Annotated in this window: 19 protein-coding genes; 5 read left to right on the top strand and 14 right to left on the bottom strand. The window is 51.4% G+C overall.

All coding sequences use genetic code 11. From position 1 onward, the window contains the following. Positions 1-5: 5 nt before the first annotated feature. Positions 6-1,382 (bottom strand): pyridoxal-phosphate dependent enzyme, encoded by a 1,377-nt coding sequence (locus ABLV78_RS12885; protein WP_165430647.1) that lies wholly within the window; start codon positions 1,380-1,382, stop codon positions 6-8. A gap of 352 nt (positions 1,383-1,734) precedes the next feature. Here ABLV78_RS12885 and ABLV78_RS12880 point away from each other — a divergent pair, with 352 nt between their 5' ends. Continuing rightward, a complete protein-coding gene (locus ABLV78_RS12880) occupies positions 1,735-2,220 on the top strand; it encodes a hypothetical protein (RefSeq protein ID WP_045366309.1) in 486 nt (161 codons plus the stop codon). Between the two features lie 50 nt (positions 2,221-2,270). On the opposite strand, the gene ABLV78_RS12875 is transcribed toward ABLV78_RS12880, so the two are convergent. After that, positions 2,271-3,605: a gluconate:H+ symporter gene (locus ABLV78_RS12875; protein WP_045394438.1), complete on the bottom strand. Its 1,335-nt coding sequence runs from the start codon at positions 3,603-3,605 to the stop codon at positions 2,271-2,273. Between the two features lie 71 nt (positions 3,606-3,676). Beyond that, positions 3,677-4,747 carry a mannonate dehydratase gene (gene uxuA / locus ABLV78_RS12870; protein ID WP_045394436.1) on the bottom strand — a complete coding sequence of 357 codons (1,071 nt, stop codon included), beginning with the start codon at positions 4,745-4,747 and terminating at the stop codon, positions 3,677-3,679. Between the two features lie 260 nt (positions 4,748-5,007). Here uxuA and ABLV78_RS12865 point away from each other — a divergent pair, with 260 nt between their 5' ends. Then, positions 5,008-5,166, top strand: a complete 159-nt coding sequence (locus ABLV78_RS12865) for a YqaE/Pmp3 family membrane protein (RefSeq protein WP_002903230.1) — start codon at positions 5,008-5,010, stop codon at positions 5,164-5,166. Positions 5,167-5,220: 54 nt separating this feature from the next. Here the strand turns inward: ABLV78_RS12865 and ABLV78_RS12860 are convergent, their stop codons facing one another. The 4 genes from ABLV78_RS12860 to ABLV78_RS12845 all read right to left on the bottom strand — a co-directional run bounded on the left by ABLV78_RS12860 (position 5,221) and on the right by ABLV78_RS12845 (position 8,864). Then, the gene (locus ABLV78_RS12860; protein WP_047048252.1) at positions 5,221-6,321 is read right to left on the bottom strand and encodes an NADH:flavin oxidoreductase/NADH oxidase; all 1,101 of its coding nucleotides are present in this window, start codon (positions 6,319-6,321) and stop codon (positions 5,221-5,223) included. A 118-nt stretch (positions 6,322-6,439) separates the two neighbouring features. Beyond that, complete coding sequence (locus ABLV78_RS12855; RefSeq protein WP_047048254.1) at positions 6,440-8,053, bottom strand: FAD-NAD(P)-binding protein; 1,614 nt, start codon at positions 8,051-8,053, stop codon at positions 6,440-6,442. Between the two features lie 71 nt (positions 8,054-8,124). Further along, on the bottom strand, positions 8,125-8,610 hold the full coding sequence (locus ABLV78_RS12850) for a GNAT family N-acetyltransferase (RefSeq protein ID WP_047048257.1): 486 nt from the start codon (positions 8,608-8,610) through the stop codon (positions 8,125-8,127). Then, entirely contained in the window at positions 8,598-8,864 is a 267-nt protein-coding gene (locus tag ABLV78_RS12845) for a type II toxin-antitoxin system TacA family antitoxin (RefSeq protein WP_015705366.1), read from the bottom strand. The genes ABLV78_RS12850 and ABLV78_RS12845 overlap by 13 nt, the downstream gene beginning before the upstream one ends. Positions 8,865-9,136: 272 nt before the next feature. Here ABLV78_RS12845 and ABLV78_RS12840 point away from each other — a divergent pair, with 272 nt between their 5' ends. Then, positions 9,137-10,372 (top strand): MFS transporter, encoded by a 1,236-nt coding sequence (locus ABLV78_RS12840; RefSeq protein WP_047048260.1) that lies wholly within the window; start codon positions 9,137-9,139, stop codon positions 10,370-10,372. Positions 10,373-10,417: 45 nt separating this feature from the next. On the opposite strand, the gene ABLV78_RS12835 is transcribed toward ABLV78_RS12840, so the two are convergent. The 6 genes from ABLV78_RS12835 to surE form a co-directional block, all read right to left on the bottom strand. Further along, positions 10,418-10,915, bottom strand: coding sequence for a GlcG/HbpS family heme-binding protein (locus tag ABLV78_RS12835; RefSeq protein ID WP_047048263.1), 498 nt, complete (start codon positions 10,913-10,915; stop codon positions 10,418-10,420). A gap of 95 nt (positions 10,916-11,010) precedes the next feature. Continuing rightward, positions 11,011-11,628, bottom strand: a complete 618-nt coding sequence (locus tag ABLV78_RS12830; protein WP_047048266.1) for a response regulator transcription factor — start codon at positions 11,626-11,628, stop codon at positions 11,011-11,013. Continuing rightward, positions 11,628-12,947 (bottom strand): sensor histidine kinase, encoded by a 1,320-nt coding sequence (locus ABLV78_RS12825; RefSeq protein ID WP_047048269.1) that lies wholly within the window; start codon positions 12,945-12,947, stop codon positions 11,628-11,630. The genes ABLV78_RS12830 and ABLV78_RS12825 overlap by 1 nt, the downstream gene beginning before the upstream one ends. Next, the gene (locus tag ABLV78_RS12820) at positions 12,944-13,531 is read right to left on the bottom strand and encodes a hypothetical protein (protein ID WP_047048272.1); all 588 of its coding nucleotides are present in this window, start codon (positions 13,529-13,531) and stop codon (positions 12,944-12,946) included. Before ABLV78_RS12820 ends, ABLV78_RS12825 begins: the two co-directional genes overlap by 4 nt. Positions 13,532-13,552: 21 nt before the next feature. Beyond that, positions 13,553-14,506, bottom strand: coding sequence for an Ssp4 family T6SS effector (gene ssp4, locus ABLV78_RS12815; protein WP_047048276.1), 954 nt, complete (start codon positions 14,504-14,506; stop codon positions 13,553-13,555). 276 nt (positions 14,507-14,782) lie between these two features. Next, positions 14,783-15,652 (bottom strand): 5'/3'-nucleotidase SurE, encoded by an 870-nt coding sequence (gene surE, locus ABLV78_RS12810; protein WP_045394414.1) that lies wholly within the window; start codon positions 15,650-15,652, stop codon positions 14,783-14,785. A 360-nt stretch (positions 15,653-16,012) separates the two neighbouring features. On the opposite strand from surE, the gene ABLV78_RS12805 reads away from it, so the two are divergent. After that, positions 16,013-16,807 carry a histidine phosphatase family protein gene (locus ABLV78_RS12805; RefSeq protein WP_049060921.1) on the top strand — a complete coding sequence of 265 codons (795 nt, stop codon included), beginning with the start codon at positions 16,013-16,015 and terminating at the stop codon, positions 16,805-16,807. Between the two features lie 61 nt (positions 16,808-16,868). After that, the gene (locus ABLV78_RS12800) at positions 16,869-18,176 is read left to right on the top strand and encodes an OprD family outer membrane porin (protein ID WP_072251423.1); all 1,308 of its coding nucleotides are present in this window, start codon (positions 16,869-16,871) and stop codon (positions 18,174-18,176) included. Positions 18,177-18,838: 662 nt separating this feature from the next. Here ABLV78_RS12800 and ABLV78_RS12795 read toward each other — a convergent pair. Next, positions 18,839-20,257 (bottom strand): glycoside hydrolase family 1 protein, encoded by a 1,419-nt coding sequence (locus ABLV78_RS12795; RefSeq protein ID WP_047048277.1) that lies wholly within the window; start codon positions 20,255-20,257, stop codon positions 18,839-18,841. Positions 20,258-20,287 lie beyond the last annotated feature (30 nt).

Here is a 20,287-nt window from a genome sequence, read left to right as displayed (position 1 = left end):
GTTCCTTATTGTTCCAGTCGGTTACGCCAGGTGGTCAGGACGTCGCTACGGGTGATCAGGCCGATAAACCGATCGTTATCGGTGACGACCACGACGTGTCCACGGTCGAAGATATCTTTAAGCGCACTTTCCGGGGCGTGCTTATCGAGGGTTTCGACATGGCGGGTCATCGCCTCTCTGACCGGCAGCGCGAAACGCTGGCTGTCGCCCTGGACGTGGCTTATCAGATCCCATTCGTCGACGATGCCTACCACGTGACCGTTTTCCAGCACCGGCAGTTGGGAAAAATCGTACAGGCGCATACGAGCAAGGACGGCAGCCAGCGTATCGTCGGGCGCGGCGGTGACGGTTGCGCCTTCGTCATGACGCAGGGCGATAAAATCGCTAAGATCGCCGCGCGTCGGACGGCTTAGCAGACCTTGCTGGCGCATCCAGTCATCGTTGAACATTTTCGACAGGTACTTGTTACCGCTATCGCAGGCGAAGGTCACCACCCGTTTAGCGGTGGACTGCGCCTGGCAGTAACGCAGGGCTGCTGTCAGCAGGGTGCCCGTTGACGATCCGGCGAGGATACCTTCCACCTGCAGCAGTTGCCGGGCGGTGGCGAACGCTTCACGATCGGTCACCCGCCATGCTTTGCGTACTTTCTCCAGATGGGCGAGCGGGGGAATAAAATCTTCGCCGATCCCCTCCACCAGCCAGGAGCCGGTTTCACCGTATTGCCCGGTCTCTACCTGATCCGCCAGAATCGACCCCGCAGGATCGGCAAGAATAAATTCGGTTTTCGGCGAATGCTCCGCAAACCACGCCTGCAAACCGCCCAGGGTACCGCCTGAGCCGACACCGACCACCACGGCGTCAATATCGCCATCGAGCTGCTCAAACAGCTCCGGCGCGGTAGTGGTGGCATGAGCCAACGGGTTGGCTTCATTGTTGAACTGGTCAATATAAAACGCGCCCGGCGTTTCCTCCGCCAGACGGCGGGCGTAGTCCTGATAATAGGCGGGATGGCCTTTGTTGACGTCCGAGCGGGTTAACTGCACGGTGGCGCCCAGCGCGCGCAGATGGAAAATTTTCTCGCGGCTCATTTTGTCCGGTACCACCAGGATCAGTTTGTAGCCTTTCTGGGCGGCAATCAGCGCCAGCCCCAGCCCGGTATTACCGGCGGTGGCTTCAATGATGGTGCCGCCGGGGCGCAGTTTTCCCTGGCGCTCGGCTTCATTAATCATCGACAACGCCACGCGATCCTTTATCGAACCGCCGGGGTTTTGGTTTTCCAGTTTCAGGAACAGGCTGCACGGGCCGGTATCCAGTTTATGCAGCTGTAACAGCGGGGTATGACCAATCAGGTCGCTTACAGAGTGAAAGAGTGACATAACCATTTACCCATTCGTATCGAGATAGCTGAATGGTAGAACTGTAAAAACGGCATTTTAAAGAACATAAATCTGCCGTTTAGCGCAAAATGGAATATAAGATGCTTTTTAGCCATCCAGAAGGAAAGCAGGTTATCCGCCCGGGCGTATCGATTGCTGGAATAGCGGTTTTTTGCCTTGTTTTTAAGCAAATTAGCCGCTGTCTTTAACCTGTCTATGCGTTTTCCGGCAAAGCATTACTGAAAATTATCGATAGCTTGACTCTCCAGGCATAGCGATTATAAATAAATTGACTATGCCGATACGGCAAGGCTATGACCGTCACTGGATTACCACCTGGACCGATAAGGGAATACTGATGAAACTGTGGAATAAAACGCTGATTACCTCTGCATTGTGCCTGGCGTTGTTTGGCTGCGATGACTCATCGAAAGTCGACAATAAACTGGATCAGGCTAAAGATAACGCGGAACAAATTAAAGATGCGGCTGCCGATAAAGCGCGGGCCATTAAGCAAGAAGCGGATAAGCAGATCGACGACATCAAAACGCAGGCCAATAATGAAGCGGATAGCCTGAAAAACCAGGCCAGCAGTATTAAATCTGAAGCCGACAAGAAAGCCGACGCGATTGCCCAGGATGCGAAAAATAAAGCGGATGCGGTTAAACAGGATGCGCAGCAAAAAAGCGATGCGATCATGAAAGAGGCGGGAAAAATTAAAGATAACGCCATCGTTGAAGCCAACCAGCTTTCCGCCGATGCCGCCAATAAAACTAAAGAGATAAAAGAGAGTATCGCGCCGGAGCAAGCGCCAGCTCAGCAGGCGCCGGCCGGCCAGCAGTAAGATACTGGACTGCTACCGCGGCGATACCATTCTCGCCGCGGTGTATTTTATCAGGAAATAAACAGACTCAGTAATAACACCATCAACAGACCCACCACCGAGTTGATAAGCTCCAGTAAGCCCCAGGTCTTAAAGGTATCGCGCATCGAGATACCAAACGTTTCCTTAAATAGCAGAAACCCGCCGTCATACATCAGAGTAATGGTATTGCTACCGCAGGCCACCGCCAGACACATCAGCGCCGGATTAAGGTGAAACGCGGTCACCATCGGCGAAACAATGCCGGCTGAAGTAATTGCCGCCACGGCGCCCTGGCCGGTAAGAATACGAATAATCGCCGTAATCAACCAGGCGATAATAAACGGCGACAGCGGGACGTGGCTCATCATCGTGACGATATGGTCGCCGACGCCGGAATCGATAATAACCTGTTTGAGAATGCCGCCGGCGCTGATGACGAACAGGACGTTGGCAATTCTGGCGACCGAATCCGTTACGCAGTGGTTAACCTGAACGGCATTCATACCGCGGCGGCAGCCGAGCAGCCAGATTGCGGCGCCGGTCGCCAGCAGCATGCTAATTTCCGCGCTGCCGAGAAACTGGAAGAATTTTGCCGCAGAAGAGGTCGCGCCAAACAGAGACTGAATCAGCGAAGACGCAATCATTAATATCGCGGGGATCAGCGGAATAGCAATACTGACCGCAAACGACGGCAGCGCCTCGGCGGGTTTCTCCTCCTGTGGTTTAATCATGGCATTCAGCTTCATCTCGCGGATGCCCGGAAGCCAGGCGGGTAATAAAATCCCCGCACAGAACAGCGCCGGGATGATAACGATAATTCCGTACAGATAAACCTGAACAATATCTGCCTGGAAGGCGCTGACTAATGCAACCGGCCCCGGCTGTGGCGGAAATAAACTATGGCCCATGGTGGCGCCGACGACCGTCGGTATAACCAGTTTCATCCACGGGATATTGGCTTTGCTGGCGATGTTGAGAACCAGCGGCATGGCAATCAAAAACGCCACTTCATAAAACATGGCGATGCCGAAGATGACGCCGATAAACATCAAGCCGACCGCCAGATAACGGGTGCCGCAACGCCTGATGACCGTATCGGCAATCTGCTGGCTGGCGCCGGATTCAGTCATGAATTTGCCGATGATAGCGCCGAATATAATGATCAGCGCCAGGTGTCCCATTATTCCGCCCAGTCCTTGCTGAACCATCGAGACGATTTTATCGAGGGGCACGCCCTCCATAATGGCGACAAACAGGCCGGCAATTAACAAGGCGAAAATATTGTGGACTTTGTATTTCAGATTCATGATGACCAGTAGCGCAATACCGACCACCACCCATAGCAGAGCCAGGGCTGGAGACATGGCATCCTCCCAACAGAGATTTTATTATATTTTCAGTGCCGGAGAACTCCGGCACCTGAGTGAAGAGCGGATCAGGCGTGCTGGTTTTCCAGCGCTTCCCATAATCCCAGCAGGTAAGTGGCGCCGAGCGCGCGATCGTACAGGCCGTATCCCGGGCGGCCGGTTTCACCCCAGATAAAACGGCCATGATCGGGACGAATATAGCCGTCGAAGCCGTTGTCGTGCAGCGCCTGCATCACCCGGTACATATCGAGCGAGCCGTAGCGGGTAGGGTGCGCCGATTCGTAGAAATCTTTATCTTTTATGATTTTAATATTTCTGACATGAGCGAAATGAATGCGCCCGCGCTGGCTGAATTCCGCGAGGATTTGATAAACGTTATTTTGCGGCTCCTCGGCAATAGAGCCGGTACATAAGGTAATACCGTTTGCCGGTGAATCCACCGCGCGACACAACCAGTCGAGGTCGTCGCGGTTTTTAATAATGCGCGGCAGACCAAAAATGGAATACGGCGGATCGTCCGGATGAATGGCCATTTTCACGCCGACCTCTTCGCAGACCGGGATAATTTTCTCCAGGAAATAGAGCAGATTTTCTCGCAGTTTGTCATCATCGACCGCTTTATAGCTGTCGAATAACGTCTGTACCTGCGCTAAACGTTCTGGCTCCCAGCCCGGCAGGGCATAGCCGTTGGCGTTGCTGAGCACTTCCGAGACGACCTGTTCCAGCGTTTTATCGATGCCGGCTTTTTCAAAAGCCATCGTCAGCGACCCGTCCGCCAGTCGGTAGTTCATGTCGGTTTTCATCCAGTCGAAAACCGGCATAAAGTTGTAGCAGATGACCTTAACGCCAAAGGCGGCGAGGTTACGGATAGTTTGCTGATAGTTGGCGATATAGCGATCGCGCTCCGGCAGCCCGATTTTAATCGCGTCGTGAATATTCACGCTTTCGATAACTTCCATCGTCAGACCGTTAGCGTGGGCCTGCTCGACTAACGCCTTAATTTTCTCCCGCGGCCAGACTTCGCCAACCGGAACGTCGTACAGCGCGCCGACCACACCTTCCACCCCCGGAACCTGACGGATCTGTTCAAGAGTGACTTTATCTTCGTCTGGCCCAAACCAGCGCATCGTCATTTGCATGAAAACTTTTCCTTACCGCGTTGTTTATAGTCTACTACCATACAAGTTGAATTAAGGATAACGACAATGCGTAGTGGAGGACATGATCGAACTCACAAAACCATACATCGGATGAATTGCACTCGCTGACGCAATAGTCATTACAAGATGCGTAAAATCGGGTAAAAAGGGCGGCTAACGTGGCGGCATCAGGTAGAATTACTATGCTTAGAGACGAGGTCTCTTTTTTAAGTCGTTAATTTTGTTTGTATGGAGAGTGTATGGGTTTCTGGAGAATCGTATTTACTATCATCCTGCCGCCGCTGGGCGTACTGCTGGGTAAAGGTTTCGGCTGGGCATTCATTCTGAATATAATTCTGACCTTGCTGGGCTACATTCCTGGTCTCATCCACGCGTTCTGGGTGCAAACCCGCGATTAACCCTGCCGTAATCTAGCGGCGCTGATGCGCCGCTATCATTCGCTTCGTATAGTCTCAGCAATTAGCTTTTAACGTACCTTTTAGACCATGCGGCTCCGAGCGCAGATATTGCGGCGGCACGCTAACCTGGGCCCCCAGAGCAGCCGCAGCCTGCCACGGCCAGTGTGGGTTGTAGAGCGCAGCGCGGGCGATGGCAATCAGATCGGCGTCGCCGTTTACCAGGGCATCTTCAGCCTGCTGCGGTTCTGTGATTAACCCTACGCCAATGACCGGAACGTTGATCTGCTGGCGGATTTCATGGGCGAACGGTAATTGATAGCCAGGACCGACCTGAATCGCCTGCTGTGGCGACAATCCGCCGCTGGAAACGTGAATATAGTCGCAACCCAGCGCTTCAAGCTGCTGACTAAAGACGATGGATTGCGCGGTATCCCAACCGCCGTCCACCCAGTCCGTCGCCGAAAGTCGCACGCCGACGGCGATATTTTCGCTGACCGCCTCCCGTATTGCCTGGAACACCTCCAGCGGGAAACGTAAGCGGTTCTCCAGCGAACCGCCGTATTCATCTGTACGCTGGTTGCTCAACGGGGAGAGGAACTGATGCAGCAGATAGCCGTGCGCGGCATGCAGCTCTATCAGTTCAATTCCCAGGCGTTCGGCGCGCCGCGCGCTATCAACAAAGGCTTGCTTAAGCCGCGCCAGATCGTCATGGCTCAGCGCTTTCGGCGCCCGGTCGCCGTCATGGAATGCCAGCGCGGATGGGGCGACGGTTTGCCATCCGCCGTTATCCAGCGCTAACTGACCGCCGCCAAGCCAGGGTGCAGCGGCGGAAGCTTTGCGCCCGGCATGTCCCAGTTGGATACCGATGCGGGTTGCTGAATAGGCGCGAACATCTTCCAGTACCCGGTACAGGGCGGCTTCGGTTTCATCGTCCCACAAGCCGACGTCCGCCGGGGAGATGCGGCCCGCAGGCTCGATGGCGCTGGCTTCGATAATTAATAAACCGGCGCCGGAAAAAGCCAGTTGTCCGAGATGAATGCGGTGCCAGGCGGTTGCTTTGCCATTATCCGCTGAGTACTGGCACATCGGGGCGATGACAATACGGTTTTCCAGCTCCAGTTTACCAATTCGCGCAGGGCTAAATAGTTGACTCATAAGTACCTCGTAAGCGTTGTGCTGCCTGATGACCTTTAGTTGTAGCATGCCTGAATGGCGGCCTCTTTTCCGTTGTTGCGCTTAAGACGCTGTTCGTCGTTATTCGCATGCTGATGGATCACCACTCATCGCTGAACCACAGCTTGCGCCGGCGACCGCTGGCCTGTTGTGAAACCGCTCTCGCCATCGCGGCGCCGATTTCCGCGCTGGCGACGAGGCCCTGAACGAAAGGGCGGTCATGCATCAACCACGGCAGCGCGCCGAAGGCAATGCGTCCGCGAGCGCACGCCGGCGCCTGCAGGGTGTAATCGTCACCAATATCCGGGATTTCATCACCACAGGCGAGAAGCTGCTGGCGCAGCGTCGGGAAAGGGATGTCTTTACTCTTCAGCGCCTTTTGGCCTCTGGCGTCAATAAAGACGTCAAATTCGCTGCGTTGATTGTGATGGTGGATGACCGTTCGTTGTGGTTGAACTTCCAGTTGATAATCGGACCCCAGCGGCAGAATACTAATAAGCCCTGCCTCCCGTAACGCCAGCAGGCGGCGAATCGATTCCGACGGAATGGCCGCGTAATTATCGATAAATACCCGGGCGAGCCCTGTTTTAAAGCGTTCACGATCGCGTTCGTTAAGATGCGGCGCAATCATCTCAATCACTTCATGCAATCGCAGAATGGTATACCGCCACGGCACGGTATGCTGTTGCTGTTTGTTGCGTTCCACTTCCTGCAAATTGGCTTGCGCCCAGGCGAAGGGATCGTGGCGTTTTCTGTCGACAAACCAGGCGTCGCTGAATGTATCCGCGGTGAGCTGGCGTAACCCTATCTGCTTGCACCAGTGCGGCGCGGCGAGTTCCAGCTCTTTGACGATAAGTTGGAATACACGATCCAGCAATCCCTCGCTCCCCTCGGCAATGGCCGCTTCCAGCGCCTGATGGGTGACTATCTCCAGCGGTTCATAGGGGATGGGGCAGTAGAAATCGGCCTCGGGCAGAATGCCGTTTCGCGACATCAGAGTAATGTGGAGTTTGTGGCTGGCGTCATTAAGCCGAAAATGGACGCTCTCATCCTCGTCAGTCGTAAAGTGGCCATGCTGAATGACGACGGCGACGGCGGCATCAATGCCGCTGAGTGACGTCCCCATGATACCGACCCGACACGGGGCTATCTGCGCCTGCATCAAGCCGCTCCAGGGACTGGGATAAAATTCGCGGGGGGAATCATCATCCTGCGGCCAAAGATGTCCGGTGGCGATAACGGCAAAATCCGCGCGTTCCGCTGTGGGCGCGTGGTTAACCCACAGTTTGACGCCATCCTGTTCTGCCTGGATATCGGTCACCTCGCAGGACTCGCGCACGCTAACTTTGAACCCCGCTAACCTTGCTTTCTCTAACAGCGCGAGAAACCGATCGCGATAATAGTCGCCGAGGATCACACGCGGTAAAAACTGCCGCTCATGTAAGGCCTCACGCTCAATGCCATACCGGGTGAGCCAGTCTTCGCTCTGATTTTGTAGCCACGTCAGATAGGTAATATAGATGGGGGGGATTTCGATACTGGCGATATTCGCCAGCATTTGCGCTGAATTATGCTCATCGTTATAAGGCATGCCGACGCCAGCCTCTTCACCCTGCTCGTAGAGCACTATCTCCAGCGGCTCACCCCGTTCAACCAGGGAATGAAAGGTATATATCCCGGTCGGCCCGACGCCGACAATCGCCACTTTCTTCATCGTTATCCTTCCTTTGGTGCGGTTCCCGAACTGAAAGATAAGTGTGGTAGAGAAAATGACGAAAGGTGGAGTTATTTAGGCAAAGCGAGGAAAAGTGTGCGTTCCTGGGTGGTTGAGGCTTTGAATCCGTGGTGTAGATAGAATCGTTTCGCGCTATCGGTCAGAGCATGGACCATCAGGGCACGTACGCCAACATTTTCGGCAACGCGATAACTGCGTAAGAGCGCATCATGGAGTAGATCGGCCCCCAGCCCCTGTCCGTGAAAAGCGCAGTCGATCGCCAGGCGGGCGAGAATGATGACCGGGATAGGATCGGGCATATTGCGCCGCAGGCCGCCAGTGGCTTCCGTGTGATTAACGCTGCCGGTTGCTAACGAATAAAACCCCACCACCTGGTGGCTATCTTCCTTGCAGACCACAAAGGTTCTCGCGGCGCCCTGAGCCTGGTTTTTCAATCCTCGCTGTTTTAGCCATTGATCGAGAACCGTTTCTCCACAACAAAATTCCGCAATCTGGTGGTGTGAAGATAGCGGCGTCGGCGCGCTTACTTTTCCCATTGCGGTTTTCTCGCCAGCAATTTATCGAGAGCGGGGTTAGCTTCAACCGGCGCATCCAGCATGTCGATAAATTCGGCGTATTGTTCATCGCTTAAGTTAAACACCCGACGGTCGAGAATGACGTTTTCTGCCGCCTGGCAGGCCATCTCAAGAATAAAGTCGGTCCGCGATTTATGCAGAATTTCAGCGGCCGCATCAATCAGCGCCCGCTGGGACTCCTTCGCCCGGATGTTGAGTTGGATATCTGATTTCATCTTCTTTTCCCGTATAGCAATTGGTATACAGCTCATTGTAGAACAGCTGTATATCAAATGCTATACATTCTGCCTGCGCGGGGTATCAGGGGACATATACTTAATTTGAAACAAATTAGCATGCTAATTAACTTGCAGCCATACGATTGTTGGGTGTATTTAACATATGGGTAACTTAAGAAACTTTACATTTACATATGCAGTTGGCCCTGCATGTTCTTTCGGCTAGCTGCTACATCTCCAGGCCGCTGTGCCAGGATAGGGATAACACGATGTTAGGCTGGACTTCACTACAGCGCAATGCCGCCATTGCCAGCTTCTTAAGCTGGACACTTGATGCCTTCGATTTTTTCCTCCTCGTCTTCTTACTGAGTGACATTGCCCAGACGTTTCACGTTGGGCTGGAAAAGGTCACGCTGGCGATATTACTGACGCTTGCCGTACGGCCTATCGGCGCGCTCATTTTTGGTCGGCTCGCCGAGAAATATGGCCGTAAGCCGATCCTGATGTTGAATATCATCTTCTTTTCGATATTCGAGCTGTTGTCCGCCGCGGCGCCGTCATTAATGATTTTTCTGGTGTTAAGAGTGCTGTATGGCGTGGCGATGGGCGGTATTTGGGGCGTGGCGTCGTCGCTGTCAATGGAAACCATTCCGGATCGTTCCCGGGGGCTGATGTCAGGAATTTTCCAGGCCGGTTATCCGTTTGGCTATCTGATTGCCGCCGTCGCTTATGGGCTGCTATTTGATTTACTCGGCTGGCGCGGGATGTTTGTTATCGGCGCTGCGCCTATTTTGCTGTTGCCGTTTATCTGGTTCTGCGTGCAGGAGTCCCCGGTATGGCTGGCGTCACGGGCGAAAAAGGAGAGCACGGCGCTACTGCCGGTACTGAAAACGCACTGGAAATTGTGCTGTTATCTGGTGGTACTGATGGCGGCGTTCAACTTCTTCTCCCACGGCACCCAGGACCTGTATCCGGTATTTTTGAAAGTGCAGCACGGCTTTGATCCGAAAACGATCAGTATTATTGCGGTCACTTACAATATTGCGTCGATCATCGGCGGGGTGCTGTTCGGTTCGCTTTCCGAGAAGATTGGTCGTAAAAAGGCCATTATAACCGCCTCGCTGCTGGCGCTACCGGTTATCCCGCTGTGGGCATTCGCTAGCGGTTCACTGATGTTGGGAATCGGCGCATTCCTGATGCAGTTCATGGTTCAGGGCGCCTGGGGCGTGGTCCCGACCTATCTGAATGAACTGGTTCCAGCGAATACCCGGGCGGTGCTGCCGGGCTTTGTGTATCAACTGGGTAATCTTATTGCTTCGGTTAATGCGACTTTGCAGGCCACGATCGCGGAACATCATGGTCAGAACTATGGGCTGGCGATGGCAATTGTTGCCGGTACGGTGGCGATCATTATCGCGATACTGACCTTCTTTGGTCAAGAAAGTCGGGCGAAGAAGGTAAGCGGGGCGGTTGAGCAAAACGCCATGCAGCATGTGAGTCGGTAACCCGCTATGGCAAAGCGGGTAGCAATAGTCTACCCGCGCTTTGGATTAGCCCTGGTTAAGTTCGCCTTCGATAGATTTCAACCCGGCAATTGCGCAGGCTTCGTCAAAATTTCCCCCCGGCGCGCCGCCGACGCCAACCGCGCCAATGACCTGGTTGCCCATCTTAACCGGCACTCCGCCAGCTAATAGCAGAAAACCGGGTATATCGCGCAGATTCGCGGCTCCGGCGTTGGACTGAGAACCTTTCATGACAGCGCTGGTGGCGTTTTTAGTGGTTAGCGCGGTGAATGCTTTCATACGGCTGGCTTCGACGGTGTGCGGACCGGCATTATCCATTCTCTTCATCAATAGTGGCGTACCGGAACGGTCGACCAGAGTGACGGCGACGTTATAGCCATCTTTGACGCAGGCCTGAAGCGTGCTTTGCGCGATTTTATCCGCGAGCTCAAGTGACAAATTTTGCTGGCTGAGTACGCCCGTGGCGGCGCAGGCGGTAGTGACCAGACTACCGAGCAGAATGGTGCTAAGAAGAATACGTTTCATAGTGATGCTCCGTCGTGTTGAGTGGCGATAGGCCAATACTAGGGCGCAGGGAGCATGGCGACTATTGCCGCGAATACCGAACGTACCAGGTATTTTTACTTAGAACCACTGGCGACATCAGCGTAAATCTTTAACAGTTTGGGCAGCGAGTTAACTTCAAGCTTGCTAAAAATATTGGCGCGATGCGCTTCGACGGTACGCGGCGATAGCGAGCATAAACGGGCGATTTCTTTACTGGAATATCCCTGAATCAACTGCTGGAGCATTTCATGTTCGCGGGCGGTAAGTGTGGCGAGCTTTTCCTGCAGCGGCAGTAATATTTGTTGTCGTTCGAGATGCGCTTTTTGCTGCGCCATCGCTTCGCCGACCACTTCGAATAGCAGGTCGGCATCAATGGGTTTGGTTAAAAATTCAAAGGCGCCATTTTTGAAGGCGCGACGGCATAAATCAATATTACCGTGCCCGGTCATAATAATAACCGGTAAGGTTAAACCCAGCCGGCGCCACTCATCGAGCAGCGTCAGCCCGGTTTTCCCCGGCATGCGGATATCCAGCAGCATACAGCCGGTTAATTCAGCAAGATTCCCTGCCTGATGTTGAAAAGCGTGTGCGCTATCAAAAGCCTGCGCCTGCCAGCCAACGGTTGAGAGCAGCAGACTCAATGAATCGCGGATTGCCGCATCGTCATCTATTAACCAGATATACTGTTCCATTACTTTTCCTCCGTGCGTAGCGGAAACCATAGCCGGAAGCAGGCGCCTTGTCCGGTGATATTGCTCGCTTCTATCGTGCCATTAAGGCGCTGGACGAGAGTATCGGTGAGGGCCATGCCCAACCCAACGCCGTCGCTACGGGTGGTATAAAACGGCATAAATATCTGCTCCAGCGCTTCAGTCGATAACCCTGGTCCGCCATCAGTAATCGTTAAGGTAATACCGTCATTCACTCGCTCAGCTTGCAAATGAATCCATGCGCTACCGGGAGCATTTGCGCCTTGCGCCTGAATGGCATTGCTGGCGATATTATGCAGTATTTGCTCCACCCATAGCGGTGGCGCAGGAAGCGCGGGGAGGTCCGACGGAAAATGGCTGGAGATACGAACTTTCCCCGCGCCGATCTCGTTATCCAGTAATTCGCAAACGCGTAGCCACAGGGACGTAAGGTCCACCGGCTGATATTCGGCGCGCTTACTAGTGAGCTTGAGACGAAACTGGCTGAGCAGGGCGTCAATGCGTTTTATCTGCAACACTGAGGCCTCAAGTAGTTCGGGGATCCGCACGGGATCATTTTTTTTAATCAGGCGCACTGCCGCCTGGTTATAGCTCATGATGGCGGTCAACGGTTGATTAAGCTCATGTACGATGCCGGCGGCAAGTTCGCCCATGGTATTAAGACGAGTAAGTTCGCCATAGCGAGAGCGTAAATCGGCGATATCCCGTCGGCGTTTATTGGTTCGATACTGATTAACGAGATAGATAATCACCGCCCAGAACAGTGCCGGTGAAAGTATCAGCCACCACGGCAGTTGATGCCACTGCGGGTTATCGCCTGCGCTAATCCGCAGCGGCTGCGTCGGGCTGGCGACGGTTTTCTCCCAACGCCACCAGGTGTTGGCAGAGGCGGTACCTTCCTCAAGCAACGTGGTATCGTCCCAGAGAATGGCAAGATGTTTGAATGTCTTTTTCTCATTGAGACTGTTAAGTAGGGTGTTCAAATCAATCAGCAGGGAGATGCCCGGAAGATTCAGCCAGTAGCGTGCAGGGCTTTGCGCGACGATGGGGCGTCGCGGTTCAAGGGAATCGTAGCGGCGCCATTGCACGATTTGCGGCAGGATCTGCTGGACTTCGGCGGCATTTTGACCGGCCGGAAGCAGGGGGATGATGGCATCGTGCTGCGACACCTTTACCGTGATTTCTCGATACAGGATGCGGAAGTCGGCGGAGCGCGCGTCATATTGCTGTTGAAGAAACCAGGCGCCAAGCCCCGTCGAGCTTAACAACGTCAGCATGAGCCAGCAGAGGTTTTTTATCATATCGCATTTTGTGCATGATGTTTTAATTGCCAGCGCCAAACTCGATTATGTAAATAAAATGCTGAGGTTTTTACAAACATAGCGCTGTTAATGAGTTTGATGCTCCCAGCGCTAAACAATACACCAACCAAAGCACTTATAAGCAAACCGGCATGCCCGCCAAATATGAATACCGAAATGAATGCGTAAACGAGATTTCCCGCGGCGAGCGCGGCGGTCAGGAAAATCAGACCTAGATAGAACTTAAGCGCCGCCAGAAAACCCCGAGAGAACAGCGTCATCGACGGGAAGATCAGCAGACAATAGAGTAAACCTGTGGGGATGATACCAGCAAAAACAGCATGCGCGGGCCAGGAAAACCACTGAAAGATGGCTCCCCAAAGCGTTAGCTGCGGCATAGCAAAACTTATTACGCTTAACAGCGCGCTTAAAATAAAAGGCACGCCAGCCGTATGCAACCCGACAGGCGTTCCCATACGCTCCATCAAGTACATTTTCGCGGACTCTAACTGCTTAGGATCCTGCTCCTTTATCCTTTGCTCAACGATGGTGCCCAGTTTGAGACTGTCATTAATATATTTCATTATGCCGAGTGCTTTAACTATCTAAAATGAGAACGACTGTATAACGCCGATGACGTACTTACCGGATTGCGTCATATTTTGCGGGTGGCGTATTGTTCCGGTGAGCGCGCTCCCCGCGAAGGCTGAGGTATTAATAACCGCATTCGTTAATTCGCGCTGCAAAGAACGCTGTATAGCCTCAGACGGGAAACGCTTAGGGTAAAGCTGCGCCTGCATGGCCGCCTTAATTCCACCGTTAGAAATTCCTGGATTTTGGGCGCGGATGATTTCTTCTGTAATACGCTTACGCTCGGCCCGGCTCAGACTTTTGAGCCAGTTTATCGCCCCGGAGGAGGAACTGGCTTTCATTAATTTATATGTTGCAATGGTACTTTTTAAACCCGCACCAGCGCCAGCTAAAGAAACGATATCCAGGGCTGTTGAGGTTGCGGTATACCAGTCCTGGCTGTCAAGCCAGGCAATATCCTCCTCATGGCCGATACCGATAGCTAACAGACGTCCGCTACCGATAAAACACTGTAAACCGGTAGCCACACCACCTGCAGTGATCATTGCTGCCACCACGCCTGAGGCTCCGGCGGTGAGGGGGATGGCCGCGCCAGCTCCAAGCGCTAAAAAGACAGTGACCACGGCAGCGCCGCAGGCTATAGCCGTGGAGGTAATTTCATTAGCCAGTGACGGTGCTTGTAGCGTTTTGATCGTGGCTTTTGCGGCATTGTGCGGCGTCGAGGATGCAATTTTTGTCACGATAACATGGCTAACGCTACTTTGGTTTGGTGTGGCGATTCTACGTGAAGGGCGCACAAGCCAGCGATTCATTCCGTCGGAATAGATTATCCCGGCTTGAGAGAAATCACGGGAGCAGTCCAGTTGTGCGGCCAGCGCGGTAAAATCAAAATCACTACCAGAGGCTAGTCCCAGGCTACGAGCAAACCCATAGTCGGGCAGATTTGAAGAATGTGCAGGGAAGGTCATGAGCTGCTCGCTACGTGAATTGTGGAATTATAGAAAAATGAGGTTAGATGTTAAAAAAACCATAAACAACCAGGAATAGTCCGAAATAGACTAACTTTTGAACTCAATCAAGTATTTACCTGATATTGGAAGGGTACGCGTCGTACAGTACGGATGAGGGCTTGAGCAATATAATTAGGCGGTGATGAAAAATTGAAAACATCGCCTGCCAGCGATTTAGTGTATCGCCGGCAGGAACGAAGTGGATGGTACAAAGTTGTGAAATAAACTGGTGAATTATTTATTCAGCAGTGCTTCATATTGCGCCTGAAATTGCGGCGCGTTCGTTGCCCCATCAAAGAGGGTGTAGGTGATATAACCTTTATTAAGCCAGCCGGAATCGGTATCGTTCTCAACGTTCTTTAACGATGCCGGGTTGATGATTTGTTTGGCGCGTCCATCAGGTAAAATATCATAACCAATCTGTGGGGTAGGGAACATCTCATTTTCGATATAGTGCACACCTTTAATTTTTGATTTTGGCAGCGGCGGATAGTTAATGCTTAAACCCGATCCTTTAGGCACCAAAGGTGAACCAGGAACATGATTACGATTCAGGGTCTCAACAACCTCAACCACATAATCCACCGCATCAGGCCAATATTTATGTGTGCTTGGCCATTTATTCTTCATTTCATCTTCGGTAAAGATATACCCAATGCTGGCCGCAATCGCCGGGAAACCATAACGTACAGCCCTGGCTGCCGCACTTACCGTCCCTGAATTGACCTGGGCCATCCCGGTATTCGGGCCATCGTTGACGCCAGAGATAACCAGGTCCGGCTGATTATTAATGAGTAGTCCCCGTAAGCCGAAATCAACCGCATCAGCAGGCGTTCCCGGGAAGCAGTAGCGTTTATCAGCAGCTTTCTTTACATCAAAGATTTTACCCGTTTTGAAGGTAATGGCCGAACCGATGCCGCTCTGATTGGTGGCAGGAGCGACCATCCATACCTCAAAACCTTTTTGCGTGAGTTTTTCCTGAAGCGAAATACTGCCCGGAGATTCGCAACCATCGTCGTTTACAATCAAAATTTTAAGCGGGGCGGCGCTTACGGTGAAAGTGAATGCAGAGATCAGCGCTGCGGCAATACATGACTTGTTCATCGAAACTCCTGTTAATCCTAGGGTAGATACAATGCAAAAAAAAACCTAAGGCCGCTCCTGCAACGAGTACAGAAACGGCCTTAGGTTTTGCCTGAAAAAGTAACAATCCCAAGTGAATTTAAAATACGTACTGCAGATATTTACGTCCAGACGGAAATACGGTTGATATGAGGAGGATCACATTTACATAAATCATCGTTATAGATTAAGTGCAATTCAAAAGCATTAGTGATAGGGTCCGTAATAGCTGGATTGTTACTGTATCAACAGGCAAAACCTACGTTTTCTTCTCCACCTGCATGCCAGGGCGCTGAAGAGTACGTAGGTTTTTTTTTGGCTATAGAAAAGGATTCTTATAAAATGAAAAAATTATTTCTGGGGGCCTTAATGGCTGTTACCGCCGTTACCAGTCCACTGCTGATGGCGAAAAGTAACGATAAAAATGACCAGGAGGTCATCAATATTTATTTTGCGCGTCATGGGAAAACGCTGCTTAATTCGTTTGACCGCGTGCAAGGTTGGATTGATTCCCCATTGACGAAGGATGGGGTGCAGGTTGCTCAATATTTAGGTGAGGGACTCAAAGGGATAAAATTTGATCGTTTTTATTCCAGTGATGCGGGACGGCAGCGCGAAACCATGGCAGTGATTCTTAAACAGGCTGGCGTAACGGATTATCATTTAACCGAAATGACAGGCCTGCGAGAGGCGTTTTTTGGCGGTTTTGAAGGCGGTTATAATGTCGATATGGCCAATGCAGGCGCACACGCACTAGGGATGTCGGACAGTAAAGCGCTTTTTAAGGCGATGAAAGCTGGCACACTTTCGGTAAGCGAAAGCCAGAACGCGCTGGCCAAATCCGATCCTAAACAACTAGCGGAAAACTATGAGCAGGTAAAAGAACGGACACAAGCTGCGCTGGCAACTATTGTAGAAAATGCCCAAAAAGAGGGTGATAAAAATATTCTGGCCATTTCTTCAGGTACCGCGATTCAGATAATGATTTCCGATCTGACGGACGACCCGGCCAAAAATCTGCCATTGTCGAATGCTGCGGTGGTGAAAATCACTTATCACGATGGTAAATACAGTGTGCCAGAAATTGGCACCATGAAATACGTTGAAGCAGGCAAGGTTTCACTAAACCATAAATAATCTGACAGTTTAGTTTTCCGCCATAAATATGCTATGGCGGATCTTTTCTCAGGAAATAAAAATGTTTAAAAATATAACTGCCGCGTTAATAGCGTGCGGGCTGGTTACGCCTGCATGGGCCGCTACAGACGCTATTTTTGAAGATCCTTTTTTTACTGACTCACAGCTCACTGTCTCTGCAAAGAATTATTGGAAATATCTTAAGGAGGAAAATGCCAACCCTAAACATGTACACAACGCCTGGGGACAGGGATTTTCAGCAGAATACCAGTCTGGTTATTTAGCCGATATTATCGGCTTCGACGTATCGTATTATAGCGCGATAAAGTTGGGCGCCAGCGACTATTTCAACTCCCGCGGCGTGCTTTATAACAATGGGACTGGTAACAAAAAAAGCAATGCAGAAGGGTATTCAAAGTTTGGTCAACGTAATGTGAAGCTTAACTACACGCTTTCTGGTGCTCAGCTAAACGCGCGCTGGGGATGGCAGATGCTGAAAAATTATGGCGTTATTTCAACATCTAACAGGCTTTCGCCGACAACGTATTCCGGCGTAAGCAGTGCTTTAAGCTACGGTCCATTTACCATAAGAGGGGCATGGCTTGAAAATTCCATGGACAGAAACTCACCAGATAAAAAGCGATTTCAGACCAATACCGGTGAATATATTAGCCACCTGGCAAGCGGAGAAATGCTCTGGCGGGGACAAAATTTTGATGCACAGTATGCTTATGGTGAGAGCAAAGGCTATCTGCAGCGGCACCTGCTGTTTACGCAGTTTCGACCTGATACGCAGCTAACGATAGGCACTCAGGTATACGGCACCCACGCCATGGAAAGTTACCGTGCAATGCCCGCGAGTAAACGTGATTTTGACAATAATGCCTGGCATTTTGCGTTGGACGCGACCTGGAAAGGTGAACGCTGGAATAGCAAAATGGGCATTGGCTACACCAATGCTAAAAAAGCAGATGAAGTCGGGTTTTATCCACGCCACATGAGCAAAAATTCCCGGGGAACATTTATTTCTATGGCCTACGCTGGCGACGATTACATGCGTGATGGGGAACTGGTGCTGGCGAACATCACCGAATATCGGTTAACGCCTGAATTAGCCGTGGGCCTGGCGGGAAACATCGGGCAATTTAACTATAAGGGGAATCACGTGCGCACCGGGGAAATCAATGCCTTTAGCCGTTGGGTTCCAACGCAGTCCATGTTTAAAAACTTCACCTTTTGGGCAATGTTCGGGCCGGGATGGTCATACAAGACGCAAGGAAAAACGCCAGTCCTTACGGATGGCCATTATACACGTACCAACACGCTGTCTTCGGAAGTCATCATGGAATATCGATTTAAGGTGTTCTGATCGGGATGACATGGCGAGGACGAAGTCGCCCGGGAGCGATGGCGAACGATGAGCCGTGAAAACGCCATGTTGAGAATGATATTGTAGACGCGGACAACGACATAATGATGTTGTTGTTGTCCGCGATGTAATCTGACAGCCGGAGATGATTGTTGGAGAAAGAAAGCGACATGTCTGATTGCGGATATCATGAAGGCTGAATGGCGCTCGTCGCAGACAGAGCAACGATAGATGACCAGTTTGATTGGATAGCTACGAGAACGGAACAAGCACAGGCCAGCAAGAACCACAGTAATGCACAACGTTAAACGCCGTTATCCGCCACGCTCCATGCAAGTGCGCATAATGTATATTATGTTAAATGCAGTCGATTGTTAACTTACTTACTATGGTCCTGTCCTGACGATGTCCGTTATGATCCTCTTTCACGAAATAACAATGACAATATCCAGCGCCGGCAGCGCGAATATTACTCGCTGCCGCGACAGTTTCCCAACTACTCGATTTTAGTTATGGGTGATTCACAAGTTGGATGACTCCCTAATAGCCCGCTCAGTCTATGCCGTGCGGACTATTTTCCTCTTCTAATATAAAATCACGCCGTTAAACATGAATGTCTACACCGTCCGTTCCCCTAAACATCATGCGATAGAACGAGACCATTACTTGTTGCCCTTTATAAACGCTCCGGGCGTAAATCCATTAGAGGCAGCCAACTGTGCAAACCAAAGAGCGTTGCGCTTTATCTGTCGCTCCCCGCTTTCCAGATCCAGTCGCCAGAAACCGTAACGGCGTTTAAAGCTATTTATCCACGACCAGTTATCAATAAATGTCCACTGGTGTACGCCAAAGCAGTTCGCCCCCTCGCTGATGGCGCGATGGAGCTGTTCGAGGTGTTCTTCCATTAATTCGATACGGAAAGTGTCATCAATAACCCCATCAGCCAGAACAGGACCTTCTGACTGGATATCCATGGCGATACCGATTTCAGCCAGATACCACTTCATATTGTCGTAATTATCGCGGATGTTGCAGGCTATATCGTAAATCGCCTGCGGAAAAATCTCGTTATTATCGCGATACGGATTGAAGCGCCCTTCGGGATCGCTGTAGTTCTCGAAGTAATACTCTGGCGTGAAGTAATCAAGTTCATAGGGACATTCGCGCGCTTTAACCCGACGTGGAACATAGTAGTTAACCCCCAGGAAATCTACCCGCGAACTCGTTATCAGATCGACATCCGCTTTTTTTATTTCTGGCAAGCAATCATGGGTTGCGAGGACTTCACATAACTCCTTCGGGAATTCATGCTTAACCAGCGGATCAAGGAAACTGCGATTAAAGAACAGGTCGGCATACCACGCTGCTTTTTTATCCTCGTCGCTATTGTTTCGGGTATACGAGGGAGTCAGATTAAGCACCACGCCTATTTCGCCCGGTAGCTCAAGTTTCCGGTACAGTTGCACCGCTTTTGCATGCGCCAGCATAATGTTAAATGCAACCTGCGCCGCCAGCTTGCCATCTTTTTTACAAGGATAATGGAAATCATAAAGATAGCCGCCTTCGACAGGTACTATCGGCTCATTAAAGGTGATCCAGTATTTGACCTTATGACCAAATAGCTCAAATGCCGTGCGTGCAAACCGTGCGAAAAGATCCGTCACATGGGGTGATTCAAAACCGCCATACTGCTTTTGCAAAATCTCCGGCATATCGAAATGATAAAGATTAATCATTGGCTCAATGCCGCTGGCGATCATCTCATCTAAGTAGTTGTTGTAAAACCGGACGGCTTCCGCGTTTGGGGCGCCAGTTTCAAAATCATCAATCAACCGTGACCACTGAATGGATGTACGAAACGAGTTAAATCCCGTTTGCTTCATTAGCGCAACGTCCTCTTTATATTTGCTGTAGGTTTCACATACTTTCTGCGGACCAATCTGCTGGAAAAAGCGGTTGGGCTGTTCTGCATACCAGCTATCCCAGATAGAACGGTGCGGCTTATGCGCTATGCCTTCCGTCTGAGGACCCGACGCCGCTGCGCCCCAAAAAAAATCTTCCGGAAATTGATACCGATTCATAATGCCTCCTGAATGATAAAAAGCTGCCCC

It is taken from the genome of Klebsiella sp. CN_Kp075, assembly GCF_040065055.2.
Lineage (GTDB): Bacteria > Pseudomonadota > Gammaproteobacteria > Enterobacterales > Enterobacteriaceae > Klebsiella > Klebsiella aerogenes.
Note: the sequence above shows the minus strand (reverse complement) of the source record. Positions and strands in the feature narration are given on the sequence as shown.